Source organism: Streptococcus sp. HMSC072D05 (assembly GCF_001815805.1).
Lineage (GTDB): Bacteria > Bacillota > Bacilli > Lactobacillales > Streptococcaceae > Streptococcus.
Genome location: NZ_KV821994.1, coordinates 202,213 through 227,898, shown reverse-complemented (window position 1 = coordinate 227,898; position 25,686 = coordinate 202,213). Strand labels below are relative to the sequence as shown.

24 protein-coding genes are annotated in these 25,686 nt (G+C 41.6%); 1 reads left to right on the top strand and 23 read right to left on the bottom strand.

Annotation, left to right across the window (positions count from 1 at the left end; translation table 11 throughout):
* Nucleotides 1–19 precede the first annotated feature (19 nt).
* The 12 genes from HMPREF3057_RS03025 to HMPREF3057_RS02970 form a co-directional block, all read right to left on the bottom strand.
* Nucleotides 20–1,384 (bottom strand): amino acid permease, encoded by a 1,365-nt coding sequence (locus HMPREF3057_RS03025; RefSeq protein ID WP_001293567.1) that lies wholly within the window; start codon nucleotides 1,382–1,384, stop codon nucleotides 20–22.
* 75 nt (nucleotides 1,385–1,459) lie between these two features.
* Nucleotides 1,460–1,942 carry a transcription elongation factor GreA gene (greA, locus tag HMPREF3057_RS03020; protein WP_000818765.1) on the bottom strand — a complete coding sequence of 161 codons (483 nt, stop codon included), beginning with the start codon at nucleotides 1,940–1,942 and terminating at the stop codon, nucleotides 1,460–1,462.
* 62 nt (nucleotides 1,943–2,004) lie between these two features.
* Complete coding sequence (gene mltG, locus HMPREF3057_RS03015; RefSeq protein ID WP_000927565.1) at nucleotides 2,005–3,750, bottom strand: endolytic transglycosylase MltG; 1,746 nt, start codon at nucleotides 3,748–3,750, stop codon at nucleotides 2,005–2,007.
* A gap of 74 nt (nucleotides 3,751–3,824) precedes the next feature.
* Nucleotides 3,825–4,328 (bottom strand): GNAT family N-acetyltransferase, encoded by a 504-nt coding sequence (locus HMPREF3057_RS03010; protein WP_000702421.1) that lies wholly within the window; start codon nucleotides 4,326–4,328, stop codon nucleotides 3,825–3,827.
* Complete coding sequence (locus HMPREF3057_RS03005) at nucleotides 4,325–4,792, bottom strand: GNAT family N-acetyltransferase (RefSeq protein ID WP_070696332.1); 468 nt, start codon at nucleotides 4,790–4,792, stop codon at nucleotides 4,325–4,327. Before HMPREF3057_RS03005 ends, HMPREF3057_RS03010 begins: the two co-directional genes overlap by 4 nt.
* 9 nt (nucleotides 4,793–4,801) lie before the next feature.
* Nucleotides 4,802–6,136, bottom strand: a complete 1,335-nt coding sequence (gene murC, locus HMPREF3057_RS03000) for a UDP-N-acetylmuramate--L-alanine ligase (RefSeq protein WP_000048075.1) — start codon at nucleotides 6,134–6,136, stop codon at nucleotides 4,802–4,804.
* An 11-nt stretch (nucleotides 6,137–6,147) separates the two neighbouring features.
* On the bottom strand, nucleotides 6,148–6,759 hold the full coding sequence (locus HMPREF3057_RS02995) for a divisome accessory protein ZapJ (protein WP_000806746.1): 612 nt from the start codon (nucleotides 6,757–6,759) through the stop codon (nucleotides 6,148–6,150).
* Nucleotides 6,760–6,806: 47 nt separating this feature from the next.
* The gene (locus tag HMPREF3057_RS02990; RefSeq protein WP_070696328.1) at nucleotides 6,807–9,902 is read right to left on the bottom strand and encodes a pilus expression-regulating Snf2 family helicase; all 3,096 of its coding nucleotides are present in this window, start codon (nucleotides 9,900–9,902) and stop codon (nucleotides 6,807–6,809) included.
* Nucleotides 9,903–9,994: 92 nt separating this feature from the next.
* Nucleotides 9,995–11,161: a MalY/PatB family protein gene (locus HMPREF3057_RS02985; RefSeq protein ID WP_070696325.1), complete on the bottom strand. Its 1,167-nt coding sequence runs from the start codon at nucleotides 11,159–11,161 to the stop codon at nucleotides 9,995–9,997.
* A 7-nt stretch (nucleotides 11,162–11,168) separates the two neighbouring features.
* Complete coding sequence (locus HMPREF3057_RS02980) at nucleotides 11,169–12,263, bottom strand: cystathionine gamma-synthase (RefSeq protein ID WP_000031948.1); 1,095 nt, start codon at nucleotides 12,261–12,263, stop codon at nucleotides 11,169–11,171.
* Nucleotides 12,264–12,408: 145 nt separating this feature from the next.
* Nucleotides 12,409–14,367 carry a peptide ABC transporter substrate-binding protein gene (locus tag HMPREF3057_RS02975; RefSeq protein WP_070696322.1) on the bottom strand — a complete coding sequence of 653 codons (1,959 nt, stop codon included), beginning with the start codon at nucleotides 14,365–14,367 and terminating at the stop codon, nucleotides 12,409–12,411.
* A gap of 202 nt (nucleotides 14,368–14,569) precedes the next feature.
* Entirely contained in the window at nucleotides 14,570–16,192 is a 1,623-nt protein-coding gene (locus HMPREF3057_RS02970) for a putative polysaccharide biosynthesis protein (protein WP_070696319.1), read from the bottom strand.
* Between the two features lie 105 nt (nucleotides 16,193–16,297).
* Between HMPREF3057_RS02970 and HMPREF3057_RS02965 the strand changes: the two genes are divergently transcribed.
* On the top strand, nucleotides 16,298–17,743 hold the full coding sequence (locus HMPREF3057_RS02965; RefSeq protein ID WP_070696316.1) for a UDP-N-acetylmuramoyl-L-alanyl-D-glutamate--L-lysine ligase: 1,446 nt from the start codon (nucleotides 16,298–16,300) through the stop codon (nucleotides 17,741–17,743).
* Nucleotides 17,744–17,775: 32 nt separating this feature from the next.
* Here HMPREF3057_RS02965 and HMPREF3057_RS02960 read toward each other — a convergent pair whose 3' ends face one another.
* From HMPREF3057_RS02960 to HMPREF3057_RS02910, 11 genes are all read right to left on the bottom strand, one after another.
* Nucleotides 17,776–17,976, bottom strand: a complete 201-nt coding sequence (locus tag HMPREF3057_RS02960; protein WP_000051179.1) for a CsbD family protein — start codon at nucleotides 17,974–17,976, stop codon at nucleotides 17,776–17,778.
* 101 nt (nucleotides 17,977–18,077) lie between these two features.
* Nucleotides 18,078–18,728, bottom strand: coding sequence for a DUF1803 domain-containing protein (locus tag HMPREF3057_RS02955; RefSeq protein ID WP_070696313.1), 651 nt, complete (start codon nucleotides 18,726–18,728; stop codon nucleotides 18,078–18,080).
* Complete coding sequence (locus HMPREF3057_RS02950) at nucleotides 18,712–19,224, bottom strand: YiiX/YebB-like N1pC/P60 family cysteine hydrolase (protein WP_070696310.1); 513 nt, start codon at nucleotides 19,222–19,224, stop codon at nucleotides 18,712–18,714. Before HMPREF3057_RS02950 ends, HMPREF3057_RS02955 begins: the two co-directional genes overlap by 17 nt.
* A gap of 123 nt (nucleotides 19,225–19,347) precedes the next feature.
* Nucleotides 19,348–19,674, bottom strand: a complete 327-nt coding sequence (locus HMPREF3057_RS02945) for a DUF2568 domain-containing protein (protein ID WP_049519059.1) — start codon at nucleotides 19,672–19,674, stop codon at nucleotides 19,348–19,350.
* Between the two features lie 53 nt (nucleotides 19,675–19,727).
* Nucleotides 19,728–20,663 carry a manganese-dependent inorganic pyrophosphatase gene (locus HMPREF3057_RS02940; RefSeq protein ID WP_049519060.1) on the bottom strand — a complete coding sequence of 312 codons (936 nt, stop codon included), beginning with the start codon at nucleotides 20,661–20,663 and terminating at the stop codon, nucleotides 19,728–19,730.
* A gap of 85 nt (nucleotides 20,664–20,748) precedes the next feature.
* Nucleotides 20,749–21,033, bottom strand: coding sequence for a GIY-YIG nuclease family protein (locus HMPREF3057_RS02935; protein ID WP_070696307.1), 285 nt, complete (start codon nucleotides 21,031–21,033; stop codon nucleotides 20,749–20,751).
* Nucleotides 21,023–21,772: a tRNA1(Val) (adenine(37)-N6)-methyltransferase gene (locus tag HMPREF3057_RS02930; protein ID WP_000657018.1), complete on the bottom strand. Its 750-nt coding sequence runs from the start codon at nucleotides 21,770–21,772 to the stop codon at nucleotides 21,023–21,025. Before HMPREF3057_RS02930 ends, HMPREF3057_RS02935 begins: the two co-directional genes overlap by 11 nt.
* A gap of 53 nt (nucleotides 21,773–21,825) precedes the next feature.
* Nucleotides 21,826–22,185 (bottom strand): S1 RNA-binding domain-containing protein, encoded by a 360-nt coding sequence (locus tag HMPREF3057_RS02925; RefSeq protein ID WP_000689619.1) that lies wholly within the window; start codon nucleotides 22,183–22,185, stop codon nucleotides 21,826–21,828.
* Between the two features lies 1 nt (nucleotide 22,186).
* Nucleotides 22,187–23,587, bottom strand: a complete 1,401-nt coding sequence (locus tag HMPREF3057_RS02920) for a bifunctional Cof-type HAD-IIB family hydrolase/peptidylprolyl isomerase (RefSeq protein WP_070696304.1) — start codon at nucleotides 23,585–23,587, stop codon at nucleotides 22,187–22,189.
* A 122-nt stretch (nucleotides 23,588–23,709) separates the two neighbouring features.
* Nucleotides 23,710–24,813, bottom strand: a complete 1,104-nt coding sequence (locus HMPREF3057_RS02915) for a family 8 glycosyl hydrolase (protein WP_049479214.1) — start codon at nucleotides 24,811–24,813, stop codon at nucleotides 23,710–23,712.
* Between the two features lie 8 nt (nucleotides 24,814–24,821).
* Nucleotides 24,822–25,686: glycosyltransferase family 2 protein (locus HMPREF3057_RS02910; protein WP_070696341.1), on the bottom strand; the 865-nt coding region annotated here is incomplete at its 5' end.

Genomic DNA, 25,686 nt, shown 5'->3' with positions numbered 1-25,686 from the left:
GAGTTGATGAGTTCATGATTTATTTTCTAAATTTCCACTGACTATAAATCCCAAAAACAAAGATCCAGATAGCAGAACCAACTGCCCCCATGAAGGTAGACTCTTGCAAAAAGAGAGTCACGAAAACAAAGACAAAAAAGAGAATGGTTAGGGGATTAAGCAAGCGATACTGAGGCATAAGGTAGCCATCAGCCATGAAGTCTTGTGACTTGCGGTATTTGAGATGGGCCACCATAATCAAGATATAAATCGCGATGTAAACACCTGATGAGGATGCGGTGATCAAAGCAAAGGCATCTGAAACACCTGGTAGCACATTGATAAAGGCAGCGAGAGCAATCAAGATTGCTGAGGCAATGATGGCATTTTGTGGAACATTGTGACGAGAAAGGGTATCGACCTTGATGGCCTTTAAGAAACGATTTGGCGAATCATGGGCAATCTGATATAAGTGTCTCCCTGTTGAGTAGAGAGTTGAGTTAAGCGCAGACGCTGCTGAGGTCAAGACAACAAAGTTGATTAGAGCCGCTGCCCACTTGATCCCTGCCAGTTCAAAAACCGTTACAAATGGAGAATCTGAAGAATTAAGATAAGACCAAGGAATAATGGCCATAATCGCAATAAGAGCTCCCCCATAGAAGAAGATAATTCTGAGAGGAATTTCCTTAACAGCTTTGGGCAAGACCTGACGAGGGTCCTTTGTTTCAGAAGTTGTCACCCCGATAAACTCAATCATCAGATAGGCAAAAAATACCATTTGAAAAGCCATGACAAAGTTCATAACTCCGTTTGGAAAAAGAGAGAACTGGTCGCTGATATTTGCCAAACTTGCAACACCATGCGGTGTCTTAAAGCCTGTCAAAACCATAAAGACCCCAGTGGCAATCATGGCTAAAATCGCCACAATCTTGACCATAGCAAACCAAAACTCGACTTCGCCAAAGAGCTTAACTGCAATCAGATTGACCAAAGCCAAAATCGTTAAAAAGACAAGCTGAATCATCCAGCTAGGCCATGTGGGAAACCAGAAGCGAACATAATCTGAGATGGCAGTGATTTCTGCCATACCGATAAAGACAACTGACAACCAATAAGACCAAACTGAGAAATATCCCCAGCCTTTCCCCAAATGACGGGTGATAAAGTTGATAAAGGTATGCTGTTCTGGATCCTGATACAGCATCTCCCCAACAGCCCTCATCATCAAAAACATAAAGGCTCCAGTAATCATGTAAATCAGAATGATAGAAGGTCCTGTAAGGCTGATAGAGCGACCAGCACCTAGGAAAAGTCCTGTTCCGATTGTCCCCGCAATGGCCATCACCTGAACATGACGATTGGTTAAACCACGCTCCATTTTGTTTTTCTTCTTATTTTCACTCATATAGTCTCCTTTTTATCTAAAAAACCAAAAGGAGTTGAGCAAGGCAAAACCTTCACTACTCCTTTTTCATCCTATTTAGGCTGTTTTCTCAACCTTTAAGATTTTGACATCATAGCTACCAACTGGTGTTTCAATCGTTGCAGTATCGCCAGTCTTCTTGCCAATCAAAGCACGGCCAATCGGACTTTCATTTGAGACTTTACCAGCAAAAGCATCTGCACCTGCAGAACCGACGATGATGTAGACCTCTTCTTCGTCTTCACCGACTTCTTGGATTGTTACTGTCTTACCGATTGCTACCTCATCTTGGGCAACTGCATCGCTATTAACAATTTCAGCATAGCGAATTTTTGTTTCTAGACTTGAAATTTGACCTTCAACAAAAGCTTGTTCATCTTTCGCTGCTTCATACTCACTATTTTCTGAAAGGTCTCCATAGGAACGAGCAATCTTGATACGCTCTACGACTTCAGGACGTCGAACGAGTTTCAACTCCTCTAATTCTTTTTCTAGTTTTTCCTTTTCTTCAAGGGTCATTGGGTAAGTTTTTTCTGCCATTTTTTTAACTTTCTTTTCTATTTACTTTTTTAAAACAAAATTATGTGGAAAACCACATAATTTTAGTTTGAACTACTTGCTTGAGGTAACTTGCTATTGATATGCTCTGCAACGTTTTGATCATGTTCTTCTTTTGTTGTCGCAAAGTATACTTTACCGTCTTCAACATTGGCTACAAAGTACAAGTACTCACTCTTTGTCTGGTTTACACTTGCTTCAATCGCATCCGAACTTGGGCTATCAACCGGTCCAGGCATGAGGCCAAGGTGTGTGTAAACATTGTATGGTGAATCAATCGTTGTATCAATTCCAGCGTCATCTGCTAAACTAATCTTTTGACCAAGTTTTCCTTGAGCATATAGGATAGCGATATTACTTTGAAGTGGCATACCGGCATTCAAGCGGTTATAGAAGACACCTGCGATTTTCTTGCGGTCTTCGGTCTTAGCTCCTTCTTTTTCGACAAGAGAAGCAATGCTGAGCAATTCATTAACTGTCAGATTCTTTTCTTTGATCGTAGCGTAGTATGGTGACATAGCCTTGTCCATAGCAGCTACCATCTCATCAATCAAACTTTCAACAGTTGTGCTGTCTTTGATCGTATAGGTTGCTGGGAAAAGGTAGCCTTCAAGACGATAACGAACGCCACTGTCTTTTGTTGGAAGACTTCCAAGTAGGTTTGGATACTTGGCTACTAATTGTGAGATAAAGGTCTCATCTTGAACTTTTGCCAAGAAAGCATCCGCAGTAAGAGGTTCTTTAAATTCACCTTGAAGTTGTCCTACTGTTTGAGCGATTTGCTCTAATGTATAGCCTTCTGGAATTGTCAAATTTGCAAGAACAGGTGCCTGAGCTTCAGGAGTCCCACCTTTTTCCAATTCTTGAATCAACTCATCCGTACTCATACTCTTCTTCAAGTTGTAATAACCTGACTTCAAGTTGGCATGGCTATAGTATTTAGCATAAAGGCTAAAGATAAGTCCATGTTTAACCAGACCAGATTTTTCCAAGGTGCTTCCAATTTCTTGAACATTTGCACCGTCTGGGATTTGAACCGTTACGTAGTCCTTAGAGCTCGCATCCACAGGTTTCAAGGAATCTTGCACATAACCATAACCAAAATAACCACCAACTGCAACGAGTACTAGGAGAACTAGAACTGTTACTAGGCAACCTTTGGCTTTTGATTTTTTCTTAGTTGATGTTGCACCTTGACGACGACTACGACGTGGAGCATCAGCTAATCCACTGCTAGATTCTGTAGAAACAGGCTCAACTCTTTCAGGCATTCCTGGGGTAATTTCCTCTTTCTTGTCTTCTGTTTTATAGGTTACGGCAACCTTAGTCGGAGTGTCGTTAAATTCTTTTTCTTCGGGTTTAAGCTCAACTGGTTCTACCTTAGGTTGAACAGATTCCACTACAGGTTCTTCAGCCAGATGAATCGGCTCTACTATAGGTTCTTCAGATTCTACAACTTCAATCTTATCAATGATTGGCTGTCTAATCTCTTTCTCTTCTTGTCCATCCGTTTCATCAGTACTAGCACTTGAAAGTGGAGGAACACTTGGTGCATTCTTTAGGATTTTATCGACAACAGATAGGGAATCAGCCATCAACTCTTCTGTTGATGTTTCTGGTTCAAGATCTGAAGGAGTTGCTGAACTAGCTTGAGATGATGAAGCCGTCAGATTTGGAATCTCTACTTCTTTCTCTCTTCTATCTTGTTCTTTTACTCTTTCTAAATCACGTAGAATCTGCTCTTTAAAGCTTAATTTTTCTTCTTCTCTTGATTTTTCAGTCAAAAGCATTACCTCCTTGTTGACAATCCATAATATTATATCTTAAAAGTCGCAGAAAAGCAACCAACTAGGGCATTCCCTAGCTAGTTTTCTTTATTTTCAGGCTGCCAAACCATATCATACCAGGTTTCCCCAGCAAAGCTTGACTGGGATATTCCTTCATTAACAAAGCCGTGCTTTTCGTAATAGGAGATAAGGTAATCATGACACGTCAAGTTAATGCCCTCTCGCTCATGTTCTAAAGCGACTTCTTTCAGAGCCTTTAATAGTCTTTTCCCTACCCCCAAAGCTTGTGCTTCCTTGGCAATAGATAGGCAAGTCACAGAAATATAACCTCCAGGTTGATGGCTATAGTCTTTTATTTCTTCTGTAAAAGACTGATCATCTAGATGGCGGTGTGGGACGACTGGACCTTCGATATAACCAAGAATACGCCCCTCTTTTTCAGCTACCAGAAAACTGGTCTGAATTTCCCGCAAATGCGCCTCAAAGACCGAACGAGGAATGGCTTCTTCAAGGGAAAAATTCTCTAGCTCTATCTCTATAATCCGATCTAAATCCGAAAATCTTGCTTGTCTGATTTTCATATTTCCTCCTGATAAAAAGGATTTTCCCAAATCAGATACCATTCAGAACCACTGCCATAATGACTCTCTGACACTTCTTCTTCAACAAAGCCATTCATTTCAAAATATGATAGTAGTTCATCAGGACTCTGCAAAAGAATACCTTGATAATCTAGTTCGACTGTCACCTGTTTCAAGGCCGCAAGAAGAAGAGTTCCCAACCCCTGCCCCCAATGGTCAGGATGAATAGTCAAGGATTTTACTTCTATCCATTTGGGATGAATAGACTGAGCTTCTCCTAAAATATAGCCCACGAGCTGATTTTCATCCCCAGCTACAAGAAAGGTACCCGCAGTCTTGCGGATACTCTCTTCTAAAGATTGGCGGCTAAGTGACTCTTCTGATGAAGGATTGGCTTCTTCAATCGCCAACATTTCTTCTAAATCTGATAAGGTAGCTTGCCTTATAGTGATTGGAATTTCCATCTGTTTTCCTTATTGGACGTTGCTTGTCAAGTTAGACAAGAGACGTTCAAATGAATATTCATAGGTTTGGATGTCTCCTGCACCCATAAAGACGTAAACCGCATTGTCATGGTCTAGGAGTGGAGAGACATTTTCAACAGTGATAACCTGGTGTTTCTTGTTGATTTTATTGGCTAAGTCTTCTACTTTGACATCACCATGGTCCACTTCACGGGCTGATCCATAGATTTGCGCTAGGTAGACGGCGTCTGCTTGATTCAATGCATGGGCAAATTCGTCCAACAAGGCAATGGTTCTTGTAAAGGTATGCGGTTGGAAGACTGCCACGATTTCCTTGCTTGGGTATTTCTGACGAGCTGCATCCAAGGTTGCAATGATTTCTGTTGGATGGTGGGCAAAGTCATCAATGATCACTGTATCATTGACGATTTTTTCAGTGAAACGACGCTTAACACCTGCAAAAGTTTTCAAGTGTTCACGGACCAAGTTCAAATCAAAGCCAGCTGTGTAAAGAAGACCAATAACAGCTGTCGCATTCATGATATTGTGACGACCAAAGGTTGGAATGTGGAATTGACCCAACTCTTGTCCACGGAAGTGAACGGTGAATGTTGAACCAGTCGTAGAACGAAGAAGATCGCTAGCTACAAAGTCATTGCCTTCTGCTTCAAACCCATAGTAATAGATTGGCGCATTGGCTGTGATCTTACGCAACTCAGCATCCTCACCGTATACAAACAAACCTTTACTAATTTGTTTGGCATAGTCGTTAAAGGCATTGAAAACATCCTCTAGACTTGTAAAGTAGTCTGGATGGTCAAAGTCAATGTTGGTGATGATAGAGTATTCTGGGTGGTAAGGCATGAAATGGCGCTCATATTCGTCTGATTCAAAGACAAAATATTTGGCATTGGCTGAACCACGACCTGTCCCATCACCAATCAAGAAGCTGGTGTCTGTGATGTGAGACAAAACGTGAGACAGCATCCCAGTCGTTGATGTCTTACCATGCGCTCCTGCAACCCCCATGCTGACAAAGTCACGCATAAAGCTACCTAGGAATTCATGGTAACGTTTGTAGCTGATACCATTTTGATCTGCATAGGCGATTTCAACGTTGTTATCTGGACGGAAGGCATTTCCCGCGATAATCTCCACATCACCTTGTAGGTTCTTTTCATCAAAAGGAAGAATGGCAATCCCTGCCTGCTCTAGTCCACGTTGAGTAAAGTAGTATTTTTCAACGTCTGAACCTTGAACCTTGTGTCCCATTTGGTGCAACATCAAGGCCAAGGCACTCATCCCTGATCCCTTGATTCCAATAAAATGATATGTTTTTGACATGCTTTTCTCCCCTACTCAGTAATTCTTGTCAGATTCAACTCTTGGGCAACCTGACGTTCCTGTTCCGTTTGCTTATTCTTTTTATTATAGATTTGACTCTTCTTTAGAAAATCGTAGTTGTTCTTTTTAGCTTTTTCCGTTTGGGTTTTCGGAGTTGGATTCGCCACTTGGCCAATCTCCTCAGCTAAGATATAGTGAGACTGGCTCAAGTTTTTGCTAAATTTGGCAAACTCACCTGGATTTTCCTTTTGAAATGGTGCTGTTGGTTGGTTTCCTTGACGAACAAGTGTTGAACCATTGTGTCGTCTAGTATGACTAACATCCTGAGTCAAATATTTAGCTGAACGTTTCCTCTTCAGATCCGCTCGCGCCTCTTCTCGAGCCAATTCAGCATAGGTTTTTTCAACTTTTTTAGGTTCTGGACTTGGTTTTGACTCCTTATTAACCACTGGAGAAACTACGGTTTCTTCTTCATTAATAGGAGACCATTCCAAATAGTTCTTATCGCGGTAATCACCTTTGATATTGCTAATAAAGTCTGACTCATCGTACAAGTCCATGACTGGCATTTTGGTCAGCATGATCTCATCATCTGACACCAATGGAAATCGATCTTGTTTCATTTTGTATTTCCTTTCAACACTTCATTATAGCGTATTGTCTTGATTTTTCAAGTGCTGGCTTCAGAAATTCCCAAAATTTCACGAATTTCTGCCAGGCTGAGACTCGCACGCGACTCCGTACCATCTAAAACTTGGGAAACCAAATGTTTCTTTTGTTCTTGAAGTTCTTGGATTTTCTCTTCAATGGTTCCTTTTGTAATTAAGCGATAAACCTCTACCTTCTGCTCCTGTCCCATACGATGGGCACGTCCGATAGCCTGGGCTTCGACAGCGGGATTCCACCAAAGGTCAACCAAAATAACCGTATCAGCTCCCGTTAGATTGAGACCAACACCACCTGCCTTCAGAGAGATGAGAAAGGCGTCTCTTTCTCCCTGATTAAAGGCCTTGGTCATCTCTTGTCTGTCATGAGCAGGAGTTGAACCTGTGATTTTGAAGGAGGTCAAGCCCAAGTCTGGGAGTTCTTGCTCGATTTTTTCCAACATTCCTTTGAACTGGGAGAAAATCAAGACCCGATGCCCACCATCAGCCACTTGTAGCAATAAATCTCGGAGACTATCGAGTTTACCACTAGCTCCCTGGTAATCGTCCATGAAGAGAGCTGGCGTATCGCAGATTTGACGCAAACGCATGAGTCCAGATAAGATTTCTACCCGACTTCTCTGGAATTCTTGATCGGTCACTTGCGCTAGGCGGTCTCTCATCTGTTGCAACTGGGCTAGATAGATAGCCTTCTGTTGGTCTTCCAGTTCATTTTTATAGACGACTTCGATCAGATCAGGCAGTTCTGTAAGAACTTCTTCTTTCTTACGCCTCATGACAAAGGGCTTGATAAACTGCGCGACTCGATCAGCCGGTAATTTCATAAACTCCTTTTTACTTGGTAAGAGTCCTGGAAGCACAATTTGAAAGATAGACCACAACTCTCCTAAATGGTTTTCAATAGGCGTACCTGACAAAGCAAAGACTGCCGGCACCACAAACTGGCGCAAACTCTGAGCAATCTTGGTTTGGGCATTTTTCATGACCTGGGCTTCATCTAAGAAGAGAAAATCAAAAGCCATCTCTTGATAAAGCTCGCTGTCTTGACGAAAGGTGGCATAGCTAGTCACATAGATTTGGTGATTTTCAGAAAGAATCGCTTCTCGATTCGCTTTCAAACCATGAACGACAGCCAAATCCAACTGTGGGGCAAATTTCCTGAATTCATCTGCCCAGTTGTAGATTAAACCTGACGGCGCTAAAATCAAGACCCGACTATCTTCTGTCACCTGACTAGTCAAAAAAGCAATGGTTTGCAATGTTTTTCCCAGTCCCATATCATCGGCTAGGATGCCACCAAAGCCATAGTGATGAAGCATCTGGAGCCAACGAACACCCTTTTCCTGATAATCTCTCAAACTCGCCTGAACCTGTATATCTCCCAAAGGAAAATCCTCTGGATGAGTCAAATCATGAGCTAAATGCTGAAATTCCTCTGAGAAGGAGATCCTATCTCGACCTTCAAAAAGCTGAGAAAGGCTATAAGCCAGAGATTTTCGCGCCTGAAAAGAACCATCTTTTAGCTCAACCCCCAGTTCCTGCAAATTTTGACGAATCTGCTTGGTTTCCTCATCAAAAAAGTACACTTGGTCAGAAGAACTGATATAGAAATCCTGATTGCTGGTCAGGGCTTTAAGAGCTTGGTCAATCTCTTCTTGGGCAATCCCTTGGAAATCAAATTGGATTTCCAATAATCCTCCCTTGGACTCAATCTGAACCTGAGGAGCTTGGACGCTGTAGAGCTGATTCATCTCATCAGACAAGAAAACCTGACCCAACTTCTCAAAAGCTGGAATCGTATGGTAAAAGAAAGAATAAACCACTTCTGGCTTCAAAGCCTGTCTCCAAGACTGAAAATCAGCCTCAAAACCAGCCCCTAAACAGACTTGAAATAGCTGATTTTCCAAGACGGCATCGCTTGAAAATGGTAATTGTTCCAGCTGTTGACGACTAGTTACCTTAACATCTCCATAGTCAAACTGGATATCCAAGCGGATGCGACCGTCATCCTCCCTATCAAAGTAAAAGATTGGTGAAAAGGGTCTGATTTGCAAGCGCTCAGGAGCAGAAACTGTGCCCAGCTGTCCAAACAAAGGAAGACAGGCGGCCAGACGGTCACGATCACTGTTGTCAAACTGGAGGCGTTTTCTCCCTCTTTCCTCCTGAGGGAGCTCTTTGATTTCCTTTAGGAGGCTGATTTGTTTAGGGTTTAAGAGATAAAGATTCCCCTTACGAAAGAGAACTGCCCCTCCATAGAATACGTTAACTCGCTCACTTTCAGAAATCTCCATCTCAAAATAATCGGGAAACTCCTGCACAGAAAAAGAGAACAGTTCCGCATCGGGATCTAAATCATGAAAGAGAAGATTTTCATAACTAGTAATCTGGTGTTCAAAATGAAAATCTTCCAAGTTCATCAGCAACTCCACTCCCTGCTCAAAAAAGGTCAGAGGGAAAAAGAGGTGACGACCTTGATTGGGGAAAAAGAGCTCTTGACTCAGTCCCTCCTCAATCAAGCCACATAAAAAAGTAAGAACTTCTTGACTAGCTGTATCAAAAGCATCCCAAGACAAGTCATTTTCATAGTGTTTCCCAATCATATATGGCTTTCGATGGACTAAGACCTTCAAAAAGAGTGGGATGTCACGAATGACATAATATTTTTGACTATCAACTAAACCGATTCGGAGGGTCCAAAGGAGGCGATTGGTTCCAGCCTCTACCTGGCCTTGAGCCGACAAAGTGTAGATTTTCTCTCGCTTCTGAGGTTGGATACGCTCCAAAAAACTACCACCAAAACCAACCTTGGTTTCGACCTCTTCTTGCTCTTCATGTCCTTTTTCTAAGGCTTGTAAAATCACCTGGCCTTCTTCGTCGTTCTTCAGATAATGCTCGAGCGCTGCGAGGTGAACACAGTAACCTCTTTTTTGGAAAAAATCGCAAGCACAAAAAACCAGATCATCCTCTAAACTGTAGCGCAAGTCTTCTCCCGCCACACAAGTATAGAGGCGATTCCCTTTTTCCTTGATAATCTCAATGTTGCCTGTTTCATAGAGTGTAACACCCTCCATGCGCAACTTTCCCGGAATCAATTTAGCCATAGTTACCCCTTTATCTTATCTTTTCATTATACCACATTTTCCCCTACGAAAATAGCCTTCTAGGAAGACTTTTCTCCTAGAAGGCTGGATTTTTAAAGTGTAGCAAAAGTGGTCATGATGCGTTGGCAAACCTCTTCCAGTACTGACTTCGGCATAGCCACATTGAGGCGGGCATGAAGGGTTCCCTCCTCTCCAAAGTCCAAACCTCGGTTCAAGATAACCTTGGCTTCATTCTTCAAAAGCTCTTGCAAGCGGTCATTCGTTAGATCATAGGCTGAAAAATCAAGCCAGATCAAGTAAGTTCCTTGTGGTTTCATGACCTTAATCTTGGTTTCGTTGCCCAAAATATCCACTACATAGTTAATGTGGTCCTCGATAACTTCTTTTAGTTCTCCTAACCAGTCCTTACCATAACGGTAGGCAGCTTCTGTCGCCAAATACCCCAAGCCTGAGATTTCATGTTGGTTATTGGCCAACTGGCGTTTTTGGAAAGCCACACGAAGCTTTGGATTTTCAATAACTGCATAGGAATTCTTTGTCCCAGCAATATTAAAGGTCTTAGTGGCACTGCTCAGGATAAGGGCAAAGTCTTTAAAGGCGGGATCAATGGTGTTGAATGACTGGTGTTTGTGACCAAAGAGGGCCAAATCTTGGTGAATCTCATCTGAAACAAGCAAAACACCGTGTTTTTGGCAGAGATGACCAATCTTTTCTAACACTTCCTTTTCCCAAACACGTCCACCAGGATTGTGGGGATTGCAAAGGATATAAAGCTTCACATCCTCTTCCACCAATTCCTTCTCCAACTGGTCAAAGTCAATCTCAAACAGCCCATCCTCTTCCACCAAAGAATTGGTAATCAATCTGCGATTGTTCAGTTTGACACTGCGGGCAAAAGGTGGATAGACCGGTGTGTTAATCAGAACCGCCTCTCCCTCTTTTGTAAAGGCTTGAATAGCTGTTGAGATGGCCGGTACCACTCCCTCGATAAAGACGAGGGCATCCTTGTCAAAGTGATACCCATGTTGTGTAGCTTCCCAGTCCTGAACCGACTCAATCAAATCATCACTTGCATAAGTATAGCCATAGACCAACTGATCTGCGTAGGCTTGTACAGCTTGTCGAACCTCAGGCAAAACCACAAAGTCCATATCTGCTATCCAGGCTGGTAGAACTTCTCGGTCAGCTTCTGCTTCTTTCCATTTATAGGTATGATGACCAAAACGATTGGGCAGGATTGTAAAATCATATTTTCCCATATCTATCTTATCCTTCCATAGCTTGGCGCAAGTCCGCAATCAAATCTCTAGCATCCTCAATCCCAATAGACAAGCGCAAGAGGTCATCTGTTAAGCCATAGGAACGGCGCACTTCTGCTGGAATATCCGCATGAGTCTGAGTTGTCGGATAGGTGATGAGACTCTCAACCCCACCTAAACTTTCCGCAAATGAAAAGACCTTGAGGCTATTTAAAATATGAGGAATACGTTTTTCATCCACTACTTTAAAGGAAATCATACCCCCACGTCCAGTATAGAGCACTTCCTTGACAGCAGGTAAATCCTTCAAAAAAGCAACCACTTCTTGGGCATTGGCTGTAGAACGCTCCATACGAAGAGGCAGAGTTTTAAGACCACGAATCAACTGATAACTATCAAATGGTGACAAGACCGCACCTGTCGTATTGAGATTATAGAACAGTTGCTCATATAGTTCTAAACTATTAGTAACAACCACCCCAGCTAAGACATCATTGTGCCCTGCTAAGTACTTGGTGGCAGAATGAAGAACGATATCCGCACCGTCTTCAATCGGACGTTGATAAATCGGACTGTAGAAGGTATTGTCTACCACTACCTTGGAACCCTTGGCATGAGCTAGTTTGGCTAGTTTGGCAATATCAAATTCCAACATCAAGGGATTAGTTGGAGTTTCAATATAGAGAACATCCACATCTTTCTCTAACTCAGCAATCAGCTCTTCTTCTGTATTGGCATAGGTAAAATGGAAACGACCTTCCTGCTCGACTTGGTTGAACCAACGGAAAGAACCCCCATACAGATCACGCACAGCCAAGACTTTACTTCCCACTGGAAAAACACTAAAGGCCAGTACAATCGCAGCCATACCTGAGCTTGTCGCTAAGGCATAATCAGCTGATTCGATTGCCGCCAAGACTTCCTCCGCCTTACTGCGAGTTGGGTTTTTGGTACGAGTATAGTCAAATCCCGTAGACTGACCGAACTCTGGATGCTGATAAGTGGTTGAAAAATGAAGCGGTGTTACCAAGGCACCTGTAGCCTCATCTGACTTGATCCCAGCCTGGGCCAAAATTGTGTTGATGTGTAGTTCTTTGCTCATACAATACCTCCAAATCTATAGTAACTATTGTACCACTTATTTTCACTAACTCATTTTCTTGTTTTCAAGAGCTAGTTATAGTTTCAAACTATATAAAAACGATAGTTCCTTGAGAAACTATCGTTTTTCCTGTTGAATAGACTGGTTATTTAACGTGTTTTGCCAGTTCTTCTTGGGCTTTTTTATTTGATTCTTCTTTTTCTTTCAGCCATTTTTCTTTAGCTTTTTCATACTCATCAGCCGTTACAGTCTTATCTTGTAACTTGAGATACTTGTATGATTCGACACCCTTATTTCCAGCTTGTGAGAATGGCGATGAGAATGGAACTGTCTTTCTTAAGGTCGGTGTTCCACCCTGAGAAACGTTTGGAATTGCAAGGGCGCTATCAACGAGCCAAGCTTGAATTTCAGCATATTTTTCATAACGTTTTGCTGGTTCTTGCTCCTTGTTCGCTTCTTCTAACATTTGAGTGTAAGTATCCAGACCAACTGCCTTAGCCTTGTCATTGACCTCACCTGGTTCTAGACCAATGTTTTGCAACATACCACCGTTATTGACATTTAAGATATCAAGATAACTTGATGGATCCAAGTAGTCCGCACTCCAACCGCCATTATAGATATCAAAGTCTTTTTGAGCTGCAGTTTGAGCTAGGTAGCTAGAGTTGTCAAAGTCATCTGTTGATAGCTGTTGGATATCGATAACCACATTCTCAGCTCCTAGAACAGATTCGATGGATTGTTTCAAAGAGCTTGCTTCAAGTACACCTTTTTTAGCTGATTGGTCTACAGATACATCCAAGTGGATTGGGAATTGCACACCCTTAGCTTCCAATTCTTTCTTAGCTTCTGCAAATTTAGCTTTAGCCTTGTCAGGATTGTAGTATGGATCTTGCGCATCTGCAAAGTTGATTCCTTGCCATTCTTGGCCATAGTTGACCATCTTTTCTGAAACAACATCGCCAAAGTCTTTTCCGTTGATGCTTACAAATGTAGGAGGTACAACCAAGTTACGAATAATCTTCGTTGCTCCTTCTTCCCCTTGAGATTGTGCTCCATAGGCTGTACGGTTATAAGCATAGTTGAAGGCTTGACGGAAGTTTTTATTCAGAACTGCTTCTTGGGTTGATTTCTTTTCGATATCTGAGGACTTAGAAGTGAAGTTATAAGATTTTCTGTCCAAGTTGAAGTTCAAGTAATAAGAAGTTGCGTTTTGCATACTATAGATAATGTTATCCTTATTGCTCTCTTTAATCCCTTCAAAGCTTGAGCTATTTGGATAGAGACGAGCATAACTATAGACTCCTTCTGCAAAGTTACGTGCTAGTGCATCTTGGTCACTACCATCATAATAGGCCAATTTCACATCATCCACAAAGACATTTTTTTCATCCCAGTAGTTGGGATTTTTCTTGAATTCGATAACAGATTTTGAAACAAACGATTTCATCAAGAAAGGTCCATTGTACAAAATACTAGAAGGGTCTACCTTACCAAAGTCATCCCCTTTTGATTTTAGGAAGTCTGCATTGACAGGGAAGAGAATGGTTGAAGTTGTTTTAGAATTCCAATAAGATTCTGGACGTGTCAAAGTGTACTGAACCGTTTGGTCGTCAATCGCCTTAACACCGACAGTTGAAAAGTCAGTTGTTTTCCCGTTGATATAGTCATCCAAACCTGCTACCGAGTCTTGAACCAGGTACAAGGCTTCGGATTTTTTATCAGCAGCATATTTCAAACCTGTCACAAAGTCTTGGGCCGTTACAGGGGCGTATTCTTCACCCTCATAAGTATACCATTTTGCATCCTTACGCAATTTGTAAGTATAGGTCAAACCGTCCTGAGAAACAGTCCAATCCTCTGCCAACGATGGAACATAGTTACCGTATTGGTCATTTTCCATCAACCCATCCACCAAATTGGTCACGATGTCATTGGTTGTTGCACGGTTTTCTGCAAGATAGTTCAAACTAGATGGATCGCTCGAATAAACATAGTTATATGTTTTAGTAGCGCTACTTGAATTTCCACATGCGCTCAGTAAGATACCTGCGCTTAACACGACACTTGCAAGTGTCAGATACTTGGCCTTAGACTTTTTCATTTCCAGAACCTCCTGTTTAAAAGTTTTGTCTTATTATACAGCTTTGGTTTTATTTAGTCAAGTAATTTCTGAAGAAAAACTTAAAAAAGCATATTTTTTGCTCTTGATTTTAGAAAAAGTTCTCTTTTTTTAAGAAAAATGTAGTATAAAAACCTTTCTGTTAAAGAAAGGTTAAATTCAATGCTTTTATTTATAAATCTTTTTACGATATTTTCAATCGTGTACGTAGTCGGTCTGCTTGAGCTTTGCCGATTATCTTGTCCAAGAGTCGTGTCCTTAGGCTCATCAAACCATAAAGACCTCCTCCAAGCCCTCCGATGAGAGCCACATAAAGGAAACTCCAGAAACGTCCACTTGGTTGGAAGACAAAACCGAGTAGCCACTGCAAGAAGCCAACTAGGATAAACATGACAAGGGTCAAGATGGTAATCAAAATGGTTCGCTTCAAGATTATCTTTCGACGAGCACCCGTTACCTGGCAGATGTCTCGGTACATCAGGACATTCGGAATAATCAAGCCGATAGTCGTTGAAATCAAGGGACCGTAACTATGGAAAATAGCAATGGTTGGCAATTGCAAGACGATCTTAGCAATGGAACCATAGATAAAGTAAAGAACTGCCTTGCGGTTTCGGAACATAGCCTGAAGCATAGGAGACAAGACCATATACAAGCCTAGGATAGTAGACTGCAAAACTGCAAAGACAAACAAGCCCATGGCCAGACTATCTGGCTTACCGTAAAAGACTGTATAAAGAGGCTCCCCTACCATGACCACTCCAACCGTTGCCGGTAGTAGAAATAAGAAGAGCATGGTGAGGCTATCTTGGACTAGGCGAGCCGCAGCTGGCAAGTCACCTTTTACATAGTTTTCCGTCAACAGCGGCAAGCCGACACTACCAATGGAAACCCCTACAGAGATTAAAATCATAGTAATTTTATTAGGATTGGCAGAAAAATAAGAAAACATGACAACCAAGTCTTCATTGCTGTAGTTAGTAAACCACTTCATACTATTGATAAAGGTCATCTGGTCTAAAATCTGGAAGAGCTGGATGGCTGATCCTGTCAGGATAAAGGGAATGGCTTCCTTGATGGTATCGACTAAGAGTCGCTTACTATTGATCCTATCCCGTGTTTCAAATACTCTTTTGAGTAAACCTTCTTGGGCAAGGAAATAAATCAAAACTGCAAAACTCGCCACCATCCCCACAAAGGCCGCAAAGGTCGATTGGGTAACGGCTGATAAGTAGTCACCAGAACCCATTTTCATAATGAAGAAGGTTGCCATCAACATCCAGATAACACGGATTACCTGCTCGGCGATTTGACTCATAGCATAGGGTTTCAGGTTATTCATCCCTTGGAAGAATCCTCGGATGACACTCATAGATGGGAAAATCAAGACTGCCCAAGCCAAGCTCTGCATGATGGGAATCAGGTCTTTCCCCACACCTGACAAATCTGCTAACCAGGGAGAAAAGAGATACAAGACCAAAGCAAAGACTAAGCCCAAGCCCGTCATAAAGCTTAGGAAACTCCGAATCAAGGCAAAGCTATGCTCTTCTTCTCGCATGGTATTGTACTTAGCTACTTGTTTGGCGACCGCAACTGGGATACCCGCTGTCGAAATCAGCAAGAACCAGGCGTAAATATTGTAGCCCATGGTAAAGAGTCCATTTGCCTTAGCAGCATAGGTCCCCATCCAGATATACCAGGGAATAATGTAGATAGCACCAAGGAGGCGACTAATAAAGTTACTAGCTGTTAGCCAAGCAGTCCCTCGCAACATCTGGGCTTGCTGGTGATTGTTTTCGTTAGACATAGCTTCCTCATTCAATTTTGATAACTAGGAAAAGTTCCTTATCTTCCATTATAAACTTTTCCTTGTTACTTGTAAAATTCGGGCTTGAAGTTTATAATAGAAAGTATGATTAAGATTGAAACCGTATTAGATATTTTAAAGAAAGATGGCCTTTTTCGTGAGATTGTTGACCAAGGACATTACCACTACAACTACAGTGAAGTTGTTTTTGATAGCATCAGTTATGACAGCCGAAAAGTAAAAGAAGGGACTCTTTTTTTTGCAAAAGGTGCTGCCTTTAAAAAAGAATATCTGCTCTCAGCTATCTCGCAGGGCTTAGCTTGGTATGTCGCAGAAAAGGACTACGAGATTGGTATCCCCGTCATCATTGTGAACGATATCAAGAAAGCCATGAGTTTGATTGCGATGGAATTTTATGGTAATCCGCAAGAGAAACTCAAAATTCTCGCTTTCACAGGGACAAAAGGAAAGACAACAGCTGCTTACTTTGCTTACCACATCCTATCTCAACGCTACCCAACAGCTCTCTTGTCAACTATGAATACAACTCTGGATGGCAAGACCTTCTTTAAATCTTCCTTCTCAACACCTGAAAATATCGATCTTTTCGACATGATGGCTCAGGCTGTTAAGAATGGAAGAACCCATCTTGTAATGGAAGTCTCTAGCCAAGCCTATCTTGTTCATCGAGTCTATGGTCTGACCTTTGATGTAGGTGTCTTTCTTAACATCACTCCTGACCATATCGGTCCGATTGAGCATCCAAGCTTTGAAGATTACTTCTACCACAAACGTCTCTTGATGAAAAATAGCCGAGCAGTTGTCATTAATAGCGACATGGACCATTTTTCTGTATTGAAAGAACAAGTGGAAGATCAAGAACATGACTTCTATGGTAGCCAGTCAAGTAACCAAATCGAGAACTCCAAAGCCTTTAGCTTTTCCGCTACAGGTAAACTCGCTGGTGATTATGATATCCAACTCATCGGCCACTTTAACCAAGAAAATGCCGTTGCTGCAGGACTTGCCTGTCTTCGTCTAGGTGCCAGTCTTGAAGATATCAAAAAAGGGATCGCTGCAACCCGCGTCCCTGGACGTATGGAAGTTCTCACTCAGAAAAATGGAGCCAAGGTCTTCATCGACTACGCCCACAATGGTGACAGTCTGAAAAAACTGATTTCTGTTGTTGAAACTCATCAAACTGGAAAGATTGCTCTGGTTCTCGGTTCGACTGGAAACAAGGGTGAAAGTCGTCGCAAAGACTTTGGACTCCTCCTCAATCAACACCCTGAGATTCATGTCTTTCTCACCGCTGATGACCCCAACTATGAGGATCCAATGGTCATTGCTGAAGAAATCAGTAGCTATATCAGTCATCCTGTTGAAAAGATTGCCGATCGTGAAGAAGCCATCAAGGCAGCGATGGCCATCACAAATCAAGAACTCGATGCTGTGATTATTGCAGGCAAGGGAGCTGATTGTTACCAAATCGTCCAAGGAAAGAAAGAAGACTATCCTGGAGACGCAGCTATCGCAGAACGTTATCTATAAAAAAAATCAAGGGAAACATTCCCTTGATTTTTTTAGTCTTCTTTTTTAAATGAATTTTTAAGACCTTCAACGGCACCTTCTACAGCACCTTTAGCATCTTCAACAACTTCTTTTGCTTTGGCAACTGTTTTTTCTACAGTACCTTCTGCTTCTGTCTTGCTATCGCCAGTAACTTTACCAAATCCTTCTTTGATAGCACCAGTTGCTTGATCCAATTTATTTTCAAGTGACATAGTTCTGTCTCCTTTGCTTTTAATACGATAAACGTTATCGCTTACATTCAGTTTATGCTTATTCTTTAGCAAAGTCAAATAATCTGCTCAAAAGCAAACAATTAAGACAAATAGAAAGATAAGCGTTCCTTGTCAAAATCAACAGCCAACTCATACTTTCCTTCTTCGTTTTGAACAATATAACCCAAGACGACTAAACTCTCAACGAAGATATCACGCCGTTTCTGCATGAGCTGGTCCTTTTTGAGGAACTTGAGCAAAAACGTCGTCATATACTTGAGAGCATACTCAGGATTGACATCTCCTAAAATGGCATAGAGTTCCTGCTGTTTTTCTGTCAAAGGATAATGATTCTTGACCTTATAGAAATAATTAGACAGGGTCATCTTTTCTCTAGCAAAATCTGTAGATTCGACTAAAATGGCTGCATTGGTTTGATTGCGCAATTCTGTCTCAAAAGTCTTCTCTAGCAAGGCTTGATAGACTGGACTGTCCTCTCTGATAAAAATTTCTTGGTCAAGGGCTAAATCATCCGTAGATTCTAAAAAAGGGAGATTGAGGGAATAGCGTTTGTTTGCCCTTAGGATCAATCCTGCCTTAATATACTCTTCCATGAGTTTATCAACTGCTACATCTGGAAACTGAGCCTTGATTTCCCGGAGGATTACATCATCATGCTGGTCCAGGTAGTCCACCAAATCTATAAAAAATGGCTGTCGAGTCAAACGAGAGGGATTAAAAATCTGAATCATGAAGATTCCTTTCTTTACATTCTAAAAGAGGAGATGCTGCCAACTGACTGGGATTGGTCCCCGGCTGGTTCAGAGGCACAGGAAGTTCGAGTTTCTGGTAATAGTCCCTCCAAAAATCACTAATCTCCTGCTTTCCTTCCCCAAATTGCATCGGAATAGTCTCAAAAATAGGAAGAATTTCCGCGATATACTGGGAGCAATAAAAGCCAGACCCATCTGGATAAAAAGAGGCATTATAGGGGGCACCTAAATGTTTGCTAGCTCTCTCCTTCACCAAATCAGTTTCTATATCTGGGTAGGTATAGAGATCGTAGAGATGAGTTGGTTCAAAAAAATCATCTGGTTCTTGACAGATAACACCTGCTCGCCCACTAGCATGGTAGATCAATCCGTCCAAAAAGATGGCTACATGACTATAGTAGCCCGTAGAAGCCTGGATGGCTTGCCCCATATCTGAAAGGTCCTTCACAAAAATCAAATCACCATTTTCTAACATCTTTCTCTCCTAGAAAAAAAAGGAGCCGAAACCCCTTTAGCTATAAGGAAAACATCGTTTTCTCGTGTCAATCTCCAGTCAAATGATTACCATTAAAATAATTCATTAACTATATTCTAAGAATCACTCTAGCTGAAAATAATAAAGTAGCACCAAACTTCCAAAAGACAGAGCTAAGTATAGGATTCCTATTTGCAATCCATACAAATGCCAAAAACTACCACTAACTAAAATAAAAATCGATGTCTCAGCAACGAGGCGACGCCATTTTTTAAAAGCATGTGGAGATTTTGGTGCCATATATCGTGCCCAAAATAAGATTAATAGAACTGCTAGAAGGAAAAATAGGAATTTTTCTAGCCAAGAAATTTGTATCACAGACACGGAGAAAAGACCAAGAATTGCGACAACTTCAACCAAAAAGTGCAGTCCTTCAATCAATCGCATCATGCTATCACCTTCTATAAATAGTCAAATTAACAGTTCCAAATATTCCTTAAGAATTACCCATTAAAGCTTTCTGTCAACTGAGGCACCACTTGTTTCTTACGTGAAACAGCACCTGGAAGGAAAGCGTGGTTGTTTTCAAGTTTGAAGTTGAAAGCTGCTTCGACCTTGTCCATGTTTGATCCAAGAGCAAGGATTTCTGAGTTTGAGTTGACGATGTCTGTAATCATCAAAACAAAGTCAGAGTAGCCGTTTGCTGTATTGGCAGCTTGCATTGCTGCTTCGATTTCAGCTTGGCGTTCCAAGACTTCAGCAATATCAACTGTGTTAACCTGAGCAACACGAACCTTATTTCCGTTGAGTTCAAATGTCTTAGCATCGATGTCAATCAATTCTTCAGCAGATTTACTAGCCAAGTTTGTACCAGCTTTCAGCATAGCCAAACCGTACTCTTCCAAGTTGACACCAGCTAATTCTGCCAATTCAGGAGCAATGACTTTATCAGATGGGTGAGTTGTTGGTGATTTCAAAAGAAGAGTATCTGAAATCAAACCTGAAAGCATCAAACCTGCGATTTCTTTAGGAACTGCCACACCATGTTCTTTGAACATGCGGTAAACGATAGATGAAGCTGATCCAACTGGTTCCAAACGCATGTAAAGTGGGCTTGCAGTTTCAAAGTTAGCCACACGGTGGTGGTCCACAACACCGTAAACTTCTACTTCAGCGATATCTGATACTGACTGTTGGAATTCATTGTGGTCAGTCAAGATGACTTGTTCTGCACCTTCTGCTTTAGCAGATGTGATGACGCGTGGTGCTTCTACACCAAAATAGTTCAAAACAAAAGCTGTTTCTTCATTAGGAGTTCCAAGTGCTACAGCTTCTGTGTCCAATCCATAAGCCTCTTTTGCAAGGTAAGCAAAGGCTACAGATGACCCGATGGCATCTGAGTCTGGATTTTGGTGACCAAATACTAGAATCTTAGACATGATAATACCTCTTTAAATTTATTCATCTTATTTTAGCACTTTTTTCCTCTTTTGACAAAAGTAAGAGGAGTCAAAAGACTCCTCGTTAGATATCAATATGGTTGACTAGATTTTTCTCTTGATTTTCGGATAAAAATCGTTCTTTCTGTGGACGTTTCTTACGTTTGAGGAGAGATTCGGCAGACATGGCTTCTTCCTTACTAGCAAAACCCTCTACATAGATGAGTTTGACTGGCAAGCGAGCTCGGGTATACTTGGCTCCCTTACCACTATTATGAACGGCAAGGCGCCTCTTCACATCCGTTGTATAGCCCGTATAGTAAGAACCGTCGCGACACTCCACCACATACATATAGGCCTTATGATCCATAGTAAATCTCTTGAATTTCTGGTGTATAAGAACCATCATCATTGTGAACGATGAGTGGTGGCAAGACCTTAAAGCCACTGGTCGATCCATCCTTGATAGCTTCGATTAAGAGCATATTAGCCTCCTTCTCACGTTTAGGATAGACAAATTGCAGGCGCTTGGGTGCCAAATTATGGCGTTGAAGCATGTCTAAGATATCCAAGAGCCGATCTGGACGATGAACCATGGCCAAACGGCCATTAGACTTGAGAATACTCTGAGCACTACGGCAAATTTCTTTTAGGTTAGTCGTAATTTCGTGTCTGGCCAGAAGGTAATGTTCACTCTCGTTCAGATTAGAATGCGGATCCACCTTAAAATAAGGCGGATTGCACAAAATCATATCCACCTTACTTCCCTGAATGTGGGCAGGCATATTTTTCAAATCATCACAGATGACCTGCATCTGCTCTTCCAAGCCATTCAACTGAACCGAACGCTCTGCCATATCCGCCAAGCGCTCCTGAATCTCTACAGATATTATCCGCGCCTGAGTACGTGAACTAGCAAAAAGTCCCACTGCACCATTTCCAGCACAAAAGTCCACAATTAAACCCCGTTTAGGGAAGCGAGGAAAGCGTGATAAAAGAACACTATCCACCGAATAGCTAAACACCTCTCTATTTTGGATGATTTTGATATCTGTCGAAAAGAGCTGATTGATTCGCTCTCCTGGTTTTAATAATTGTTCTTCTTTCATACTTTTATTATAACAAATAATGTTAATATTACAAATGGTTTAGATAATCGTATTTATGGCTTCTTCTTTAAATGCTCTAATGCCTCACGCGTCCAAACAGGCATCATTCGTCCAAGTGGTGCAAAACCGTGCTTGATCCGATCATTTGAAAAACGTCTCCGTCTTGGCAATTGATGTTTTTCCTCTTCCAAGGTACGGATAGAAAGACTAGCCTTCCCAGTGTATTCGTCAAAATCCACCACCTGAACTTGGACTTCATCACCAATTTTTAAAATGTCATAGATATTTTCAATAAATCCCGTCCGAATCTCCGAGATGTGAATCAGCCCTGTCACCCCTGTCTCTAACTCAACAAAGGCACCATAGGGCTGAATTCCTGTAATACGCCCAGTTAGCTTATCACCAATTTTCATTCTAGTCCTCAATTTCAATCGTTTCAATTACTACATCTTCAACTGGTTTGTCCATTGCACCAGTCTCAACAGCTGCAATGGCATCCAAGACCGCAAACGATTCTGCGTCCACCAATTGCCCAAAAACAGTATGGCGACGGTCAAGGTGAGGAGTTCCACCTTGTTCTGCATAAATCTCAGCGATTGGTTCAGGCCAGCCACCACGCGCAATCTCTTTTTTAGAGTACGGCAAATGTTGGTTTTGAACGATAAAGAACTGGCTGCCATTGGTATTTGGACCCGCATTGGCCATAGAAAGGGCACCACGGATATTGTAGAGTTCTTCTGAAAATTCATCTTCAAAAGAGTCGCCGTAGATTGACTCACCACCCATACCAGTACCAGTTGGATCTCCACCTTGGATCATAAAGTCCTTAATAATACGGTGGAAAATCACACCATCATAGTAACCGTCTTTTGACAGAGCAACAAAGTTGGCTACTGTTTTGGGAGCATGTTCAGGGAAGAGCTTGATACGCAAGTCTCCGTGATTTGTTTTAATGGTCGCAAGCGGACCTTCTACTGCTTCAATGTCTACTTGTGGGAAATGCAATTCTTTTTCTACCATACCAAATCCTTCTAAGGCATCAAAAATGCCATCTTCTTCTACTGTTTTTGTAATATAATCTGCTTTTTCTTTGATTTTATCATGGGAAACACCCATAGCAATACTGATTCCAGCATAATCAAAGAGTTCCAAGTCATTGAGACCATCCCCAAAGACCATAACATTCTCTGGTTTCAAGCCTAGATGTTCTACAACCTTGGCAACACCAGTGGCTTTTGAACCTGAAATCGGCACGATATCTGATGAATGTTCATGCCAACGCACCATGCGAAGTTTACCAGAGAGACTATCTGGTAACCGCAAGTCATCCCCTTTTTCCTCAAAGGTCCACATCTGGTAAATGTCCGCTTTTTCATGGAAGTTAGGATCCACATTCAAGTTTGGATAAATCGGGTCAATAGCCTCACTGATCAGTTCTGTTCGCGTGGAGAGTTTAGCAGAATGACTTCCAACTAAACCATACTCAATTCCCTCTTCCTTCGTCCAAGAAATGTACTCCTCAACATCTGACTTGTCAATCTGATGTTGATAAATGACCTGACCTTTTTTATCTTCTATATAGGCCCCATTTAGGGTTACAAAAAAGTCAGGTTTGAGCTCTCGAATCTCTGGAACGACACCGAAAATACCACGACCAGAGGCAATTCCTGTTAAAATTCCTTTTTCACGTAACTGTTTAAAGACAGTGGGAATTGTAGCTGGAATAAAACCTGTCTTTGACGTACGCAAGGTATCATCAATATCAAAAAAGACGATTTTAATCTTTTTTGCCTTGTATTTTAATTTCGCATCCATCTCTCTACCTCTTTTCCATCACTCTTTCCATTATACCATAAAGCTGATGAAATTCCCTTTATGAAAAAAGATGAAAATCCTATCAAAAAGAGAGCCAGAAAAACTAGCCCTCTCTTTTCATCCTAGAACATCTCTAGAGCAATCATGGTAATCATCGTTGCATCATAGTAGTTGTCCGAAGGTAAATCTTGTGTGAAAATGTATTTATTTTGCTGAAGAAGTTTCAGATAGCCTTCTCCCTTGTCAGACGCGTAGGTAATCGGTGCCAAGAAACTACCTGCCTGGTATTGATTGAGGGCCGTTCCATTCAAGTCATAGCCAGCATAAATGCGTTGCTCTTTCATAAAGAAATCCATCATCTTTTGAACGAGTTTTTGGCTTCTTTCATCCTGGCTCTGTGACAAGTGATAAGGCAAACGGCAAGCGTTATAAGAGTACGCCCCATCGTATTGAGATTCGATAGTGTTGGCATCAACAAGACGTGCCCCTGACTTCTCAGCCCAGATAAAGTCTGGCAAGAGACCCGTATCAGAATGAGAACTGATTTGCTCCAATTGCCCAAGCATCTTATCCTTAACATCTAACCACTGTTTGTTTCCAGTCAGGTCATAGAAAGACTGGAAATAGTGAGGAAGAGTATCAGATGTCCGCATCAAGTAATAATAATCAGAATCCTTGTTTGCCCAGTTTCCTACTGTTAAAACACCTGTCTCTTCATTGTAGTTGTACTTAAGGATATCATCCAAGATTTTTTTAGCTTGCTCTTGGTATTCCTGCGCCTTATCTGGCCACTGTTTGGCAGCTTCAATTAAAGAATAAGCGATATAGAGATCTCCATCAGTTGCATTTTGTTTCTCGACCGTTTCGCTATCATTTTTGATCACTTGCTTCCAAGACATCAACTGCGTTCCCTCAATACGATGATTTTGATAATAGCGATAAAGACTCTCATAATCTGCTTGACTTGCTTGCCCTTTTTGGGCTGCTAAAACCGTTATGAGCATGCCGTAACTTTGGGCTTCAGATAGAACTGTTGTTCCCTCAGAATCATTCGTCGTACGAACATAAGACTGATTGCCTTTTGTAACAAGGAACTGTTGGCTCCATTGGCTGTAAATTCGATTACGCATCTCGATTTTAGTCCTTCCTCTTGCCAAAAACAAGGCTAAACAAAAGATAGAAAGAATGAGCACAAACCAGACATATTTTAATTTATTCGTTTTCATAGAACCTCCTATCCTGCAAATCGCTTGGTTTTAACCCACTTGGTTTCTTTTCGTCGGAGTACTTTATCCAGCACGATTGAAGAAATGGAATCAACGGATACAACGATAAACATCTGTGCATAAGAGAAATAGGCTGCCAGGGCTAACCAGATTTGTTTAGTTGTTGCTTGTCCAAATTGACTTGCCAATGCTGTCATAATTTGCATCAAATAGAGACCAATCATGAGAATCCAGTTAAAGAGCATGAGCTGAGCGATGTAGATATTGTCCGCATCAAAAGCAAATGGAACCCTGACATCTGGGAAGAAAAGATTAAGACAGATCGCTAGCACATTCGCTAGGAAAATCAAATCCGAAAGAACAATAGCAAAGTTAAACCAAAAGAAAACACAAGAATAGTTAAAGACTTCTAGTTTAACGCGCCAGTTTGCTCTGCCAAATAAATGCTTAAAGTTCGAGAGAACAACTTCATAATTTCCTTTCGCCCAACGTTTCCGCTGCATATAGTAACTCTTTAAGGTCTCAGGTTCTTGTTGGAAAGCCTCTGAATTATAGGCAAGGGCAATCAATTTACCACTCTGCATGATTTTGAAGGAAATATCGGTATCCTCAGTTAAGGCACCATTTTTCCAACCACCGATACTCTTTACAAAGTCGGTTTGAATGATAAAGTTGGTTCCTGGGATACGCCCAATTTTAAAGAGATGCCACATCCCAACGTGGTGCACGCGCTGAGTAACAACGATCTCTTGGTTGATACAACGAGTCAAGAAATTTTGGTTGGCGTTTCGAGTCTTGTTGCGGCCAAAAGATGCCACATGACGTTCTGGATCCTTCATAACTTCTTTGACAAGGAAATAAAGAGCATTTTTT

Bases quoted from the DNA above. Each gene is read 5' to 3' on its own strand.
- HMPREF3057_RS03025 (WP_001293567.1), bottom strand. From the start codon at position 1,384: ATGAGTGAAAATAAGAAGAAAAACAAAATGGAGCGTGGTTTAACCAAT.
- greA (WP_000818765.1), bottom strand. From the start codon at position 1,942: ATGGCAGAAAAAACTTACCCAATGACCCTTGAAGAAAAGGAAAAACTA.
- mltG (WP_000927565.1), bottom strand. From the start codon at position 3,750: ATGCTTTTGACTGAAAAATCAAGAGAAGAAGAAAAATTAAGCTTTAAA.
- HMPREF3057_RS03010 (WP_000702421.1), bottom strand. From the start codon at position 4,328: ATGAAAATCAGACAAGCAAGATTTTCGGATTTAGATCGGATTATAGAG.
- HMPREF3057_RS03005 (WP_070696332.1), bottom strand. From the start codon at position 4,792: ATGGAAATTCCAATCACTATAAGGCAAGCTACCTTATCAGATTTAGAA.
- murC (WP_000048075.1), bottom strand. From the start codon at position 6,136: ATGTCAAAAACATATCATTTTATTGGAATCAAGGGATCAGGGATGAGT.
- HMPREF3057_RS02995 (WP_000806746.1), bottom strand. From the start codon at position 6,759: ATGAAACAAGATCGATTTCCATTGGTGTCAGATGATGAGATCATGCTG.
- HMPREF3057_RS02990 (WP_070696328.1), bottom strand. From the start codon at position 9,902: ATGGCTAAATTGATTCCGGGAAAGTTGCGCATGGAGGGTGTTACACTC.
- HMPREF3057_RS02985 (WP_070696325.1), bottom strand. From the start codon at position 11,161: ATGGGAAAATATGATTTTACAATCCTGCCCAATCGTTTTGGTCATCAT.
- HMPREF3057_RS02980 (WP_000031948.1), bottom strand. From the start codon at position 12,263: ATGAGCAAAGAACTACACATCAACACAATTTTGGCCCAGGCTGGGATC.
- HMPREF3057_RS02975 (WP_070696322.1), bottom strand. From the start codon at position 14,367: ATGAAAAAGTCTAAGGCCAAGTATCTGACACTTGCAAGTGTCGTGTTA.
- HMPREF3057_RS02970 (WP_070696319.1), bottom strand. From the start codon at position 16,192: ATGTCTAACGAAAACAATCACCAGCAAGCCCAGATGTTGCGAGGGACT.
- HMPREF3057_RS02965 (WP_070696316.1), top strand. From the start codon at position 16,298: ATGATTAAGATTGAAACCGTATTAGATATTTTAAAGAAAGATGGCCTT.
- HMPREF3057_RS02960 (WP_000051179.1), bottom strand. From the start codon at position 17,976: ATGTCACTTGAAAATAAATTGGATCAAGCAACTGGTGCTATCAAAGAA.
- HMPREF3057_RS02955 (WP_070696313.1), bottom strand. From the start codon at position 18,728: ATGATTCAGATTTTTAATCCCTCTCGTTTGACTCGACAGCCATTTTTT.
- HMPREF3057_RS02950 (WP_070696310.1), bottom strand. From the start codon at position 19,224: ATGTTAGAAAATGGTGATTTGATTTTTGTGAAGGACCTTTCAGATATG.
- HMPREF3057_RS02945 (WP_049519059.1), bottom strand. From the start codon at position 19,674: ATGATGCGATTGATTGAAGGACTGCACTTTTTGGTTGAAGTTGTCGCA.
- HMPREF3057_RS02940 (WP_049519060.1), bottom strand. From the start codon at position 20,663: ATGTCTAAGATTCTAGTATTTGGTCACCAAAATCCAGACTCAGATGCC.
- HMPREF3057_RS02935 (WP_070696307.1), bottom strand. From the start codon at position 21,033: ATGGATCATAAGGCCTATATGTATGTGGTGGAGTGTCGCGACGGTTCT.
- HMPREF3057_RS02930 (WP_000657018.1), bottom strand. From the start codon at position 21,772: ATGAAAGAAGAACAATTATTAAAACCAGGAGAGCGAATCAATCAGCTC.
- HMPREF3057_RS02925 (WP_000689619.1), bottom strand. From the start codon at position 22,185: ATGAAAATTGGTGATAAGCTAACTGGGCGTATTACAGGAATTCAGCCC.
- HMPREF3057_RS02920 (WP_070696304.1), bottom strand. From the start codon at position 23,587: ATGGATGCGAAATTAAAATACAAGGCAAAAAAGATTAAAATCGTCTTT.
- HMPREF3057_RS02915 (WP_049479214.1), bottom strand. From the start codon at position 24,813: ATGAAAACGAATAAATTAAAATATGTCTGGTTTGTGCTCATTCTTTCT.